At 72.8% G+C, this 12,628-nt stretch carries 12 protein-coding genes; 8 read left to right on the top strand and 4 right to left on the bottom strand.

Annotated features, from left to right (window positions below; genetic code table 11):
• Positions 1 to 17: 17 nt before the first annotated feature.
• The 8 genes from fabI (at position 18) to AC6H2I_RS07795 (ending at position 8,051) form a co-directional block, all read left to right on the top strand.
• On the top strand, positions 18 to 866 hold the full coding sequence (gene fabI / locus AC6H2I_RS07830; RefSeq protein ID WP_497500032.1) for an enoyl-ACP reductase FabI: 849 nt from the start codon (positions 18 to 20) through the stop codon (positions 864 to 866).
• 67 nt (positions 867 to 933) lie between these two features.
• The gene (aroC, locus tag AC6H2I_RS07825) at positions 934 to 2,010 is read left to right on the top strand and encodes a chorismate synthase (RefSeq protein ID WP_497500031.1); all 1,077 of its coding nucleotides are present in this window, start codon (positions 934 to 936) and stop codon (positions 2,008 to 2,010) included.
• A gap of 109 nt (positions 2,011 to 2,119) precedes the next feature.
• Complete coding sequence (locus AC6H2I_RS07820) at positions 2,120 to 2,746, top strand: invasion associated locus B family protein (protein ID WP_497500030.1); 627 nt, start codon at positions 2,120 to 2,122, stop codon at positions 2,744 to 2,746.
• Positions 2,747 to 2,864: 118 nt separating this feature from the next.
• Positions 2,865 to 3,437, top strand: a complete 573-nt coding sequence (locus tag AC6H2I_RS07815; RefSeq protein ID WP_497500029.1) for a peroxidase-related enzyme — start codon at positions 2,865 to 2,867, stop codon at positions 3,435 to 3,437.
• Between the two features lie 34 nt (positions 3,438 to 3,471).
• On the top strand, positions 3,472 to 5,223 hold the full coding sequence (sppA, locus tag AC6H2I_RS07810) for a signal peptide peptidase SppA (protein WP_497500028.1): 1,752 nt from the start codon (positions 3,472 to 3,474) through the stop codon (positions 5,221 to 5,223).
• Positions 5,224 to 5,328: 105 nt separating this feature from the next.
• Positions 5,329 to 5,841: a type III secretion system chaperone gene (locus AC6H2I_RS07805; protein WP_497500027.1), complete on the top strand. Its 513-nt coding sequence runs from the start codon at positions 5,329 to 5,331 to the stop codon at positions 5,839 to 5,841.
• Positions 5,842 to 6,016: 175 nt separating this feature from the next.
• Positions 6,017 to 6,880 carry a hypothetical protein gene (locus AC6H2I_RS07800; protein WP_497500026.1) on the top strand — a complete coding sequence of 288 codons (864 nt, stop codon included), beginning with the start codon at positions 6,017 to 6,019 and terminating at the stop codon, positions 6,878 to 6,880.
• A gap of 13 nt (positions 6,881 to 6,893) precedes the next feature.
• Positions 6,894 to 8,051, top strand: a complete 1,158-nt coding sequence (locus tag AC6H2I_RS07795) for an EAL domain-containing protein (RefSeq protein WP_497500025.1) — start codon at positions 6,894 to 6,896, stop codon at positions 8,049 to 8,051.
• Positions 8,052 to 8,079: 28 nt separating this feature from the next.
• Here AC6H2I_RS07795 and AC6H2I_RS07790 read toward each other — a convergent pair whose 3' ends face one another.
• The 4 genes from AC6H2I_RS07790 to dxs all read right to left on the bottom strand — a co-directional run bounded on the left by AC6H2I_RS07790 (position 8,080) and on the right by dxs (position 12,616).
• Positions 8,080 to 8,640, bottom strand: a complete 561-nt coding sequence (locus tag AC6H2I_RS07790) for a putative glycolipid-binding domain-containing protein (protein WP_497500024.1) — start codon at positions 8,638 to 8,640, stop codon at positions 8,080 to 8,082.
• Between the two features lie 2 nt (positions 8,641 to 8,642).
• On the bottom strand, positions 8,643 to 9,383 hold the full coding sequence (locus tag AC6H2I_RS07785) for a TlyA family RNA methyltransferase (RefSeq protein ID WP_497500023.1): 741 nt from the start codon (positions 9,381 to 9,383) through the stop codon (positions 8,643 to 8,645).
• A 63-nt stretch (positions 9,384 to 9,446) separates the two neighbouring features.
• A complete protein-coding gene (locus tag AC6H2I_RS07780) occupies positions 9,447 to 10,487 on the bottom strand; it encodes a sensor histidine kinase (protein WP_497500022.1) in 1,041 nt (346 codons plus the stop codon).
• 209 nt (positions 10,488 to 10,696) lie between these two features.
• The gene (gene dxs / locus AC6H2I_RS07775) at positions 10,697 to 12,616 is read right to left on the bottom strand and encodes a 1-deoxy-D-xylulose-5-phosphate synthase (protein WP_497500021.1); all 1,920 of its coding nucleotides are present in this window, start codon (positions 12,614 to 12,616) and stop codon (positions 10,697 to 10,699) included.
• Positions 12,617 to 12,628 lie beyond the last annotated feature (12 nt).

The raw sequence follows: 12,628 nt of genomic DNA, 5'->3' as shown, positions 1-12,628 counted from the left end.
TGGATAACGAGGTCCGGATGTCCAACCCGAAGCCGCTGATGGAAGGCAAGCGCGGCCTGATCATGGGCGTGGCCAACGATCGGTCGATCGCCTGGGGCATCGCCACCGCGCTGGCGCGGCACGGTGCCGAGCTTGCCTTCACCTACCAGGGCGACGCGCTGGCCAAGCGCGTCAGGCCGCTGGCGGACTCGGTCGGCGCGCGCCTCGTCCTGCCCTGCGACGTCAGCGACGAAGACAGTGTCGACGCGACGTTCGCGACGCTCGAGAAGGAATGGGGATCGCTCGATTTCCTGGTCCATGCGATTGCGTTTTCCGACAAGAGCGAGCTCGACGGCAAGTACCTCAACACCACGCGCGGCAATTTCCTCCGCACGATGGACATCTCCTGCTACTCCTTCACCGCCGTGGCGCGGCGCGCGGTGCCGCTGATGCGCGACGGCGGCAGCCTCCTCACCCTCTCGTACTACGGTGCGGAGCGGGTGATGCCGCACTACAACGTGATGGGCGTGGCCAAGGCGGCGCTGGAGGCCAGCGTGCGCTACCTCGCCGTCGATCTTGGCGCGCAGAACATCCGCGTCAACGCGATTTCCGCCGGCCCCATCAAGACCCTGGCGGCCAGCGGGATCGGCGACTTCCGCTACATCCTGAAATGGAACGAGCTGAACGCACCGCTGAAGCGCAACGTCACCATCGGTGAGGTCGGCAACGCCGGCCTGTTCCTGCTCAGCGATCTCGGCACGGGCGTCACCGGCGAGGTGATGCACGTGGACAGCGGCTATCACACCGTGGGCATGGTCGCCGTCGACGCCGCGCCGCAGGTGGCCCAGCTCCTGACCAGCCTCGGCGGAGCCGCCAAGGCGGAGTGACCGTGCCCCTCCCCCGGCGATCCCGGGGGAAGCCCGTGATCCCCGGTTGCCCAAAGGATTCCCGAGCATGGCCGGCAACAGCTTCGGCACCGCCTTCCGCTTCACGACCTGGGGCGAGAGCCACGGACCGGCCATCGGCGTGGTGGTGGACGGGTGCCCGTCGCTGCTCACGCTGACCGAGGAGGACATCCAGCCCTGGCTGGACAAGCGCCGCCCCGGCCAGTCCCGCTACACCACCCAGCGCCAGGAGGCCGACCGCGTGCGCATCCAGTCCGGGGTGTTCGAGGGGCGGACCACCGGCACGCCGCTGGCCCTGGTGATCGAGAACACCGATCAACGCTCCAAGGACTACGGCGACATCGCCGCCAAATTCCGGCCGGGGCACGCCGACTACGCCTACGAACAGAAGTACGGCATCCGCGACCCGCGCGGCGGCGGCCGGTCGTCGGCCCGCGAGACCGCCTGCCGGGTCGCCGCCGGGGCGGTGGCCCGCAAGGTGCTGGGCGACGCCATCTCGGTCCGCGGCGCGCTGGTGCAGATCGGGCCGCACCGGGTCGACCGGACGCGCTGGGACTGGGCGGCGGTGGACGCCAACCCCTTCTTCTGCCCCGATCCCGGCGCGGCGCCGCTGTGGGCCGACTACCTCGACGGCGTGCGCAAGGCCGGCTCGTCGGTCGGCGCGGTGGTCGAGGTGGTCGCGTCCGGCGTTCCCGCGGGGCTGGGCGAACCGCTCTACGACAAGCTGGACGGCGACCTGGCGCGGGCGATGATGACCATCAACGCGGTCAAGGGGGTGGAGATCGGCGACGGCTTCGCCGCCGCGGCCCTGACCGGCGAGGCCAACGCCGACGAGATGCGGCGCGGCCCCGACGGCCGCCCGGTGTTCCTGGCCAACCACGCCGGCGGCGTCCTCGGCGGAATCTCCACCGGCCAGGACGTGGTGGTCCGCTTCGCCGTCAAGCCCACCAGCTCGATCCTGGTGCCGCGGCGCACGGTGGACCGCGACGGCAACGACACGGAGATCGTGACCAGGGGGCGCCACGACCCCTGCGTGGGCATCCGCGCCGTGCCGGTCGGCGAGGCGATGATGGCCTGCGTGCTGGCCGACCACCTGCTGCGCCAGCGGGCCTACACCGTACGTTGAGCAACCTTACCTCTTTCGAGGGGGCGTTTCATTGCCCGGCGGGGCCGGATCCGCTATCGTCCGTGCCGAGAGCGACGTCAGCCGGACGGATGACAGCGGGACGGAAGACATGACGCGACGCCGACGCTTCGGCCTCCTCGCCATCGGAATTCTGCTGGCGGTCGCGGGGGCCACCGGCCACTCCGGGGCCGTACGCGCCCAGGTTCCCTGGATCGAGGGACGCACACCCTTCCCCTGGATGTCCGACGCCCCGGCCTTCCAGGAGTTCACGGAAACCTTCAAGGACTGGAAGCTGTACTGCCAGGTGTGGAGCCGGCCGCAACGCGCGGAGTGCGAGGTCGGCACCCGCCGTGGCTCAGGCCCCCACAAGGCGTCGCGCCTGGTGTGGCTGCGCTCGTCGGAGCGTTGGCTGGACGGCCTGCGCTTCCGCCTCGACGAGCGTTCGCTGGACATCGCCAAGGGGGTGCGCCTGTGGATCGGCCCGGAGATGGTGCGGCCCCAGTTCCCCTGCCAGCGCTTCGCCTATGAGCGCAGCACCTGCGCCGTCACCGACCCCGCCGTGAACAGCCAGCTGGTGGAACGCATGACGCGCAGCGACAGCGTCTCCGCGGTGGGCCTGTCGCCGACCGGGGAGAAGGTGGAAATCTTCTTTTCCCTCAAAGGGTTCAACGAAGCTCTTCAGCGTATGGATGAACTGCGCCAGCAGGCCGGGGTGACCGACTGGGCCAACGGCTGAGCGGCGCGCCGCCGCCGCCCGGACCGCGTCCCAGCCCGGACTCGGCGCAACGGGCGCCGGCCGCGCGCCCACCCTGGGACGCCCCCGGGCGATCCCGCCACCAGGAGGACACCCACCCGTGCCGCAGCCCGACCACGTCATGGCCCTGCCGGTCCCCGACCCGGCCACGCTCGACGACGACCTTCAGGCGTACTTCGCCAAATGCACGGAGAAGCTGGGCTTCGTGCCCAACGTGCTGCGCGCCTACAGCGCCCGCCCCGGGAAGCTCCGCACCTTTTCGCAGTTCTACAACGAGCTGATGCTCGGCAACAGCGGGCTCAGCAAGCTGGAGCGGGAGATGATCGCGGTGGTCGTGTCGTCGGCGAACCATTGCTACTACTGCCTGGTGGCGCACGGGCAGGCGGTGCGCAAGCTGTCCGGCGACCCGCAGCTGGGCGAGATGCTGGCCGCCAACCACCGGGTGGCGCCCCTGGAGCCGCGCCAGCGCGCGATGCTGGACTTCGCGTGGAAGCTGACCGTCGAGCCGTCGGCGGTGGGCGACGCCGACCGCGAGGCGCTGCGCGCCGCCGGCTTCACGGCGGAGGAGATCTTCGACATCGCCGACGTCACCGGCTTCTACAACATGTCCAACCGCGTCGCCACGGCGGTCGACATGATCCCCAACCCGGAGTACCACAGCCAGAACCGCTGATCCCCAGCGCCCGCCACGCCGGAGGTCCCCCGGGATGCTCACCTTCATCGTCCGTGTGTTCGCCCTGCTCGGATTCCTGGTGGTGGCCGGGATCGCCGGGGCTGCCTATTTCCTCCTCTCCGACGACGCGCCGGACCTGCCGGACCGCATCGTGCTGGAGCTGGACCTGGACCGGCCGCTGGCCGACGCGCCGTCCTCGGGATCGCTGGCCCTGCTGGGGTCGGAGACCACCCTGCGCGACGTTCTCGACTCGCTGGAACGGGCCCGGCGGGACCCGCGCGTGAAGGGGGTGGTGGCCCGTCTGGGCAGCGACGAGATCGGCTTCGCCCAGGTCCAGGAGCTGGCCGCGGCGGTGCGGCGGCTGCGCGACAGCGGCCGTTTCGCCTTCGCCTTCGCCACCAGCTTCGGCGGCGGCGGGCCGGGCAACCGGTCCTACCTGCTGGCGACCGCGTTCGACCAGATCTGGCTCCAGCCCCTGGGTGTGGTCGGTCTGACCGGCCTGTCGGCGGAGGTCCCCTTTGCCGGCGAGGCGCTGGCGGAGCTTGGCATCCACCCGCAGGTGGTGCAGCGCGAAGACTACAAGACCTTCGCCGAGAGCTTCACCCGCTCCGACTTCTCCGACGCCCATCGCACGATGATGGAAAGCCTGGTCGGCGACCTCATGGACCAGATGGTCGCGGCGGTGGCCACCGCCCGCGACACCGAGCCGGCGGCGGTCCGGGCGCTGATCGACCGGGCCCCCCTGATGGAGGACGAGGCGCGCGAGGGCGGGCTGATCGACCGTGTCGGGTACCGCGACGAGGTGCGGGCCGCCGCCATGGCCCGGGCCGGCGGCGGCGCCGCAACGGTGTCGCTGGACGACTACCGGGACGCCGCGGGATCGCCCCACGACAGCGGCCCGACCGTGGCGCTGATCCATGTCGCCGGCACCATCGTCGACGGCCGGAGCGAGGTCGAGCCGGTGGCGGGCAGCCTCGCCGCCGGCGCGGACACCGTGGTGGAGGCGTTCGAGGACGCCGTCGCCGACGCGGACGTCGTGGCCATCCTGCTGCGCGTCGACAGCGGCGGCGGGTCGGTCACCGCCTCCGAGGCGATCCGCCGGGCCGTGGTGGGCGCCCGCGCGGCGGGCAAGCCGGTCGTCGTGTCCATGGGCGACGCCGCGGCGTCGGGCGGGTACTGGATCGCGATGGACGCCGACCGCATCGTCGCCGACCCGGCGACGCTCACCGGATCCATCGGGGTGGTGGCCGGCAAGCCGGTGGCGCAGGAGCTGTCGCAGCGACTCGGCATCGCCTGGGGCGTGGTCCAGGAGGGGCGCAACGCCGGCATGTGGTCCCCGGTGCGGCCGTTCGACGACGCCGCGCTGGAACGGCTGAACACCCTGGTCGACCGCTCCTACGCCGCCTTTCTCGCCCATGTCGGCGAAGCCCGCGGCATGCCCCCGGACGCGGTTCGGGCGGTCGCCCAGGGCCGGGTGTGGACCGGGGCCCAGGCGGCCGAGCGCGGACTCGTGGACGAGCTGGGCGGCCAGCACCTGGCCCTGGTGCGGGCGCGCGAGGCGGCCGGGCTGGGTCCCGAGGACCCGGTGACCGTGGCGGTCTTCCCCCGCCCGAAATCGACGCTGGACCAGGTGTTGGATCTCGTGTCCGGCGAAGGCGACATCGTCGACAGCGGGGCCGCCGCGGCCCTGGCGCCCTGGATCGCGCGCCTGCGCCCGCTGATCGAGGCCGGCACGCCGGGCGTGCGCGCGGTGATGCCACCGACCGGGCTGCTGCCCTCCCGCTGACCGACGGCGCCCCGCCGGGATGGCGGTGGAGCCACGGACATCCTAAAGTGCACGAACCGACAGCGCACGAACGAACAGGAGCGCCGACCGGCGACGCGGACACCCATGACGACACAGGACCGGTCCGCCCCTGAGGTGCTGGACGACCTATTGGCGGAGATCGCGGACCGCACCGGGCTGCCGCTGCGGCTCAGCGCCGACGGGGTGTGCGGTCTACGCTACGGCGCGGATCTCGCGTGCACGATCGAGGTGGATGCCGGCCGCCGGGACTGCGTGCTCGCCGGCCGCGTCGCCGAACTTGACGGCCTGTCCGCCGACACGCGGGTGCAGATCCTCACCCGGGCGCTCGTCGTCAACGGCCACTGGCATGCCGACGCCGCGCGCCGCCTGGTGATGGACGAGGCCGCGCCGGACCGCCTTCTGGTGGTCGTGCGCCTCGCCCTCGACCACCTCAGCGCCGATCGGCTGGAGGGGGAGGTCTCGTCGCTCCTGCACCACCTCGAACAGGTGAAGACGGACATCGCCGCCATCGCGCAGTCGGGCACGCCCCGGCCCGATCCCTCCGCCGGGCCGCAGCCGCCCGAGTCGCCCGCCGCACCCTGGGGGCTGCGCGCATGACGGGAGCCGGGGTGCGCCGATGACGGAGATCCGCGGCCCCGGTGCGCCCCCCGGCGGCGTGCCGCGACCGGGAACCGGGCCCGCGTCGACCCAGCCAGCCACCGGCCGGCCCGCCGGTTCCCAACCGGGGGGCGGAGCGCTCTCGGCGCTGCTCACGGGGGCCCGCCGGCTGAGCGTGGAGACGGGCACCCACCCGCAGGCTTCGCGCCTGCCCCACGACGCCGCCACCTCCGTCGCGCCCGACGTCTTCGGTGGTGACGACCCGCGCCGCGTGGCGGTCGTCCCCGACGCGTCCCGGCTCGTCACCGCGGCGACGCCGGAGCCAGACCAGGTGCGACCCGGCGGGACGAGCCAGGGCGCCGGGGCGGCGGGTGCGGACGCCCGCTCGTCCGCGACCGGCGCCGCCGCCATCGACCCGGCCGTGGAGGCCGCGATCTTCAAGACCATCGCCGAGATCCTGCGCGGCGAGCGGCGCCGGGGCGGTCGGCGCGAGGACGGGTCGCTGTTCGGCGCCGACCTCGCCGACCGCGAGGCGGGCGCAGCGATCCTCGACGCCATGCGGCAGCCGCAGCGGCCGGACGGCGCCCGGACCCGCTCGCTCGCCGCCGCCCGACACCGGCTGATCGCGCGTCTGGGACGGGACACCGCCGAGGACACCCTGGAGGCCCTGGTCGACGCCATCATCGAGATGCATCTGCTGGCGGACATCCTGGAGGGCGCAGACCCACGCCTCGCCGCCACGCTCCTGGTCGACGGGGCGACTCCGTCGGCCGAGCGGGTGCGCCGGGCGACCGGGGTGGCCCCCCTCGACAGCGGCGAGGCGGCCATCGACCACGCCTACCGGCAGATGGAGATCGCCGCCGACGCCCGCTCGGATCTGGTGCTCGGCCGCACCACCGCGGACCTGATCCGCGTGCTGGAGCGGCTGGGCGGAGGCGACGGGGCGCCCGCCGACATCGCCCACACCCTGGCCCGGCGCGCCGGCGCCGCGGCCGCGCGCACCACCGATGCCCCGACGACCGCCCCGAAGCGGCCCTGATCCGGAAGAACGGATGCCCCTCCCCCCCGACCTCGCCGACATCGTTCCCGACCTGCGGCGCCTCCTGCGGCGGCCGGAGCCCGGCCTCGTGTTCTTCGTCCGGCTGGCGGAAATGTCCTGGTTGTCGGTCAACGCGCCGCTGATCACCCTGGTGCGCAACCTCGTCCTGGAACGCTTCGAGGCGATGGGCGCCTTCGCCGCCGCGACCCCGGCCGGCACGGTGATCGGCTATGGATCGGCCAGCGCCGCCTTCTCGGTCCGCGCCGTGCGCAGCGCCGTCCACGGGGTGGTGTTTCCGGACCGGCCGCCCCCTCCCGAGGCCGACGGGCTCATCCAGGTCTTCCTCCTGCCGGACCAGTACACGGACATGCGCGCCCGCCTCCAGGACGTGTTGGAGGAGGACCACGCGGCCGGCGAAACCCGGGACACGGCGACCCGAATCCTCACCGGCCCGCTCAGCGCCACCAATCTGGGGTTCGTCCAGCGCGTCGTCGCCTCCGCCCAGCTCGCCAACTACCTGTCGTCGCAGACCCTCTACCACACCGCCCACGACGGCCGCTGGCGGCCGGTGCTCCAGGAGCATTTCTGCAGCTTCGCCGTGCTGGCGCACCGCCTGCTGCCGAACCTGTCCTTCGACGAATCGGAGCGCTTCTTCTACGAGGTGTGCCGGGTTCTCGACCGCCGGCTGCTGACCGAGCACCTCACCGCCATCCTGGCGACGGACCGGACGCCGGTCAGCGTGAACGTGGTGATCGACTCCCTCCACGCCGCGGACACGCGGGCATGGCTCGCCGCTCTGCCGGACGACCGGCGCGCGCGGTTGAGCCTGGAGCTCCAGAGTTCCGACCTGCTGTCCAACCTGCGGCGCGGCATCGAGGCGATCGACTGGCTGCGGGCGTACGGGCTCGGCGTGATCATCGACGGCGTGTGGCTGCCCACCCTGCCCTACATCCGCTTCGACATGGTTCCCGCCGACCGCTTCAAGATCCTGCTGCACGGCGAGCAGTGCGCCGCCCTGGCCGATCCGGCCGTGGTCAAGGGGCTGCGGCGCATCGGCACCGAACGCGTGGTGTTCAGCCGCTGCGACGATCTGCGGGCCACGAAGATCGGCGAGGCGCTGGGGGTCGGCCTGTTCCAGGGGCGGGTGATCGACCGGCTGGCCGCCCGCTGACCGCCGCCGCCGCCGCCGCCGGGGCGCCTCACAGCACGCGCTGGAACAGCCCGGGATAGCAGACGACCAAGCCGTGTTCGTCGACGTCGAGCTCGGCGGTGAAGGAGCTGTCGAGCGCCTCGAACCGATAGCGGGCGTCGCGCTTCAGACAGGTGTAGCGCTGCCGGGACAGGCGGAGGTCGAGCGCGGGGAGCGACACGTACGCCACGGCGATTTCCGCGCTCTCGCGCGTGCGCAAGCCCAGGCGACGGATCGGCAGGGTGTTGGTGAACGGGCTGTCCGACAGGTCGACGTCCACCGCGCCGTCGATGGCGGCCATCGGTTGGCCGTCCGCCCCGGTCCAGCCGCCGACGCCGTCCGCCGTGAGCTCCAGGCGCCGGTCCCCGCCCAGCGAGTCGACGCGCAACGCCCGCACCCGCCACCCCGCGTCGCAGGCGATGCGGTAATGGACGGCGAAGGGGCGGCCCTGGTCGTCCGCGCCGATGATCGCCCCATCGGCGACGGTACCCCCCGGCCCGGCGTCGAGGACGAGATGCTCCAACCCGTCGCCGGTCCAGGGGCACCAGCGCGCCGTCACGGGAGCCGCCATGATCAGCCCTCCCGCCGCGCGCCGACCAGGAACTCCCGGTTGCCCTCGGGCCCCAGGATCGGGCTTTCCGCGACGCCCAACACCGACCACCCGTCCAGGCCGTCGAGCCAGGACCGGATGCGCTGGCACACCTCCTCGTGCAGGGCGGGGTCGCGCACCACGCCGCCCTTGCCGACGCGCCCCTTGCCGACCTCGAACTGGGGCTTGATCAGGGCCACCAGATGCGCCCCCGGGGCCGTCAGCGCCAGCGCCGCCGGCAGGACCACCTCCAGCCCGATGAAGCTGGCGTCGCACACCACGAGATCGACGGGACGGGGCACCTCGGCCCGGGTGAGGTGGCGGGCGTTCGTCTTCTCCAGCACCACCACCCGCGGGTCCTGGCGCAGCTTCCAGGCGAGCTGCCCGTGGCCGACGTCGACGGCGTAGACCGTCGCCGCGCCACGGCTCAGCAGGACGTCGGTGAACCCGCCGGTCGAGGCGCCGACGTCCAGCGCCGTCGTCCCGGCGGCATCGATGGCGAAGGTGTCCAGGCCCTTCACCAGCTTCAGCCCGCCACGCGACACCCAGGGGTGTTCCTGCCCCTTGACCGCCAGGGGCGCCTCGGCGGCGATCTGGTCGCCCGCCTTGTCGATGCGGCGCGTCTCGGAGAACACCAGCCCCGCCAGGATCAGCGCCTGGGCCTTGGCCCGGCTGTCCACCAGCCCGCGCTCCACCAGCGCCACGTCGACCCGCACCCGCGCCATCGCACGACCTCCCCGCTCCACTCTCTCAAGATGTGGCGCAGAACGGTGGCACGCCGCAAGGGGTCAGGCCGGCAGGTCGAGCACGAAGCGCGTGCCGGTCCCCGGTGACTCCAGCCGCAGGGTGCCGCGGAGCTGGCCGGCGAACGCCCGGACCACCTTCATGCCGAGGGAGGTGGCGCGCCCGGTGTCGAAGCCGGGCGGCACGCCACGGCCGCGGTCGGCCACCGTCAGGCGCTTGCGTCCGTCGGCCATGACCTGGAAGCCGACCAGGACGTCGCCCGGCTCGCCCGCGGCGTAGGCGTGCTTCATGGCGTTGGTCACCAGCTCGTTGACGATGAGCGCGAGGGGGATCAGGGAATCGGCCGGCAGGTCCGCGGCGTCGGCGTCGACCAGAATGGTGCGCCCCTGGCCGTCCGCCGACAGGCTGGCCTCCAGCTCGGCGCACAGGTCGCGCAGACAGTCGGCGACCGCCACCGTGCGGAAACGCTCGCTGACGTGGAGGCGCTGGTGCACCTGGGCGATCGTGCCGATGCGCCCGCAGGCCTCCTGGAACTGGGCACGCACCCCCGGGTCCTTGTTGGCGAGGGCCTGCAGCGTCAGCAGGCTGGACACCAGCTGCAGGCTGTTCTTGACGCGGTGGTTGACCTCCTTCAGCAGGGTGTCCTTCTCGCGCGCCGCGGCGGCCAGGGCGTCCTCGCCCTGCCGGCGCGCCGTCACGTCCACCGCCAGGCCGACGGCGCCGACGACGGCGCCACCGGCGTCGCGCCGCGGTTCGACCCGGGCCTCGAAGATCCGGCCCTGGAGCGCGATGTCGTAGGTTGCGGACTCGCCCGCCAGCGCCCGGCGGGCCGCCGCGATCGGCGCGAACGCCTCGTCCGTGGTCGCGAATCGCTCGAACAGGGTGCGCCCCACCAGCGCCGCCCCGTCGATCCCGAGGCCGGCCAGCCCGCCGCCACGCACGGAGGTGAACCGCAACGCGGTGTCGACGGACCAGACGATCCCCGGCATGTGGTCGACGACGTCGTCCGGCCCGGCGTCCGCTGGCACCCGCACGGCCTCCCCGTTGCCGGCGTGGTCCGCTCTGGCCGCTGACATGATCGCCATGAAGAGATCGCTCCCGCTTCAATCATCAAGCTGTGACAACGCCTTGATGCTAGTCGAAGCGACCGCTCCCATCCACCCGAACCAAGGTGTCTTCCGCTCTCCATTTCGGGGTATGATTTGGCGATTTCGCGTCGCCGCGGCCCGACCGGCAGGGTGGGGGCCCCCGCCAATGGCGGAGCGCCCACACCTTCGGCCTAGGTCCCGCAGGGTCAGGCCCGGGCGGCGGCGGCCTCCATGCCCAACGCCGCCAGCGCGGTGGCGACGATGTGGCGGTCGCTGAGCCCCGCCGCCTCGTACTGGCGGGCCGGCGAATCATGGTCGAGCAGGCGGTCGGGCAGCACCATCGGGCGCACCTTGAGGCCGTGGTCGAGCAGACCGGCCTGCGCCAGATGGTGCAGCACGAAGCTGCCGAAGCCGCCCACGGTGCCCTCTTCCAGGGTGATCAGCACCTCGTGCTCGAGCGCGAGGCGCCGCACCAGCGCCTCGTCCAGGGGCTTGGCGAAGCGGGCGTCGGCAACCGTGGTGGACAGGCCGCGGGCGGCCAGATCCTGGGCCGCCTTGCGGGCCTCGCCGAGCCGGCCGCCGTAGCTGAGGATGGCGACCTTGGTGCCCTCCTGGACGATCCGGCCCTTGCCGATGGGAAGCGGCGTGCCGCGCTCCGGAATCACCATCCCCACCCCCTCGCCGCGGGGGTAGCGCAGCGCCGAAGGCTGGTCGTCGATGGCGGCCTGGGTGGCGACCATGTGCATCAGGTCGGCCTCGTCGGCCGCCGCCATCAGCACGATCCCGGGCAGGCAGCCGAGATAGGCGACGTCGAAGGCCCCGGCGTGGGTCGCGCCGTCCGCTCCGACCAGCCCGGCGCGGTCGAGGGCGAAGCGCACCGGCAGGTGCTGCAGCACCACGTCGTGCACGACCTGGTCGTAGGCGCGCTGGAGGAAGGTGGAGTAGATGGCGCAGAACGGCTTGTAGCCCTCCGCCGCCATGCCCGCGGCGAAGGTGACCGCGTGCTGCTCGGCGATGCCGACGTCGAAGCAGCGCTCGGGAAAGCGCGCGCCGAACCGGTCCAGGCCGGTGCCGGCCGGCATCGCGGCGGTCACGGCGACCACCCGCCGGTCGGCCTCCGCCTCCTTGATCAGCGCGTCGGAGAAGACGCGGGTGTAGGTCGGGGCGTTGGAGGTCGCCTTGGTCTGGGCCCCGGTGATGACGTCGAACTTGGCGACCGCGTGCAGCTTGTCGGCCGAAGCCTCGGCCGGCGCGTAGCCATGGCCCTTGCGGGTGACGACGTGGACCAGGACCGGTTTGGCGTCCTCGGCGTCGCGCACGTTCTGCAGGACCGGCAGCAGGTGGTCCAGGTTGTGCCCGTCGATGGGGCCGACGTAGTAGAAGCCCAGCTCCTCGAACAGGGTGCCGCCGGTGACCAGGCCACGGGCGTACTCCTCGGCCTTGCGCGCGGCGTCGCGCAGCGGGCGTGGCAGCTGTTCGGCGATGTCCTTGGCGAGGTGGCGCAGCGACAGGTACGGTTTGGAGGAGATCAGGCGCGACAGGTACGCGCTCATCGCCCCGACCGGCGGGGCGATCGACATGTCGTTGTCGTTGAGCACCACCACCAGCCGGCTGTCGGTGGACCCGGCGTTGTTCATGGCCTCGTAGGCCATGCCGGCGCTCATCGCCCCGTCGCCGATCACGCACACCACGTGGTTGGCGGCCCCGGCGAGGTCGCGGGCGACCGCCATGCCCAGCCCGGCGGAGATCGAGGTCGAGCTGTGGCCGGCACCGAACGGATCGTACGCGCTCTCCGCCCGCTTGGTGAAGCCGGACAGGCCGCCGCCCTGGCGCAGGGTGCGGATGCGGTCGCGCCGGCCGGTCAGGATCTTGTGGGGGTAGCACTGGTGGCCGACGTCCCAGATCAGCCGGTCGGTGGGCGTCTCGAACACGTAATGCAGCGCCACCGTCAGTTCCACCACCCCGAGCCCGGCACCGAGGTGGCCGCCGGTGACCGAAACGGCGTCGACGGTTTCCGTGCGCAGCTCGTCGGCGAGCTGGCGGAGCTGGTCCGGCTTCAGGGTGCGCAGGTCGGACGGCACCCGCACGCGGTCGAGGAGCGGCGTCTTGCTGGTCGGGGATGTCACGGGTCCGCGTCC

The sequence above is a fragment of the Azospirillum sp. NS33 genome, assembly GCF_059703765.1.
This window is presented reverse-complemented; position numbering and strand designations above follow the sequence as displayed.

Bases quoted from the DNA above. Each gene is read 5' to 3' on its own strand.
- fabI (WP_497500032.1), top strand. From the start codon at position 18: ATGTCCAACCCGAAGCCGCTGATGGAAGGCAAGCGCGGCCTGATCATG.
- aroC (WP_497500031.1), top strand. From the start codon at position 934: ATGGCCGGCAACAGCTTCGGCACCGCCTTCCGCTTCACGACCTGGGGC.
- AC6H2I_RS07820 (WP_497500030.1), top strand. From the start codon at position 2,120: ATGACGCGACGCCGACGCTTCGGCCTCCTCGCCATCGGAATTCTGCTG.
- sppA (WP_497500028.1), top strand. From the start codon at position 3,472: ATGCTCACCTTCATCGTCCGTGTGTTCGCCCTGCTCGGATTCCTGGTG.
- AC6H2I_RS07805 (WP_497500027.1), top strand. From the start codon at position 5,329: ATGACGACACAGGACCGGTCCGCCCCTGAGGTGCTGGACGACCTATTG.
- AC6H2I_RS07795 (WP_497500025.1), top strand. From the start codon at position 6,894: ATGCCCCTCCCCCCCGACCTCGCCGACATCGTTCCCGACCTGCGGCGC.
- AC6H2I_RS07790 (WP_497500024.1), bottom strand. From the start codon at position 8,640: ATGGCGGCTCCCGTGACGGCGCGCTGGTGCCCCTGGACCGGCGACGGG.
- AC6H2I_RS07785 (WP_497500023.1), bottom strand. From the start codon at position 9,383: ATGGCGCGGGTGCGGGTCGACGTGGCGCTGGTGGAGCGCGGGCTGGTG.
- AC6H2I_RS07780 (WP_497500022.1), bottom strand. From the start codon at position 10,487: ATGGCGATCATGTCAGCGGCCAGAGCGGACCACGCCGGCAACGGGGAG.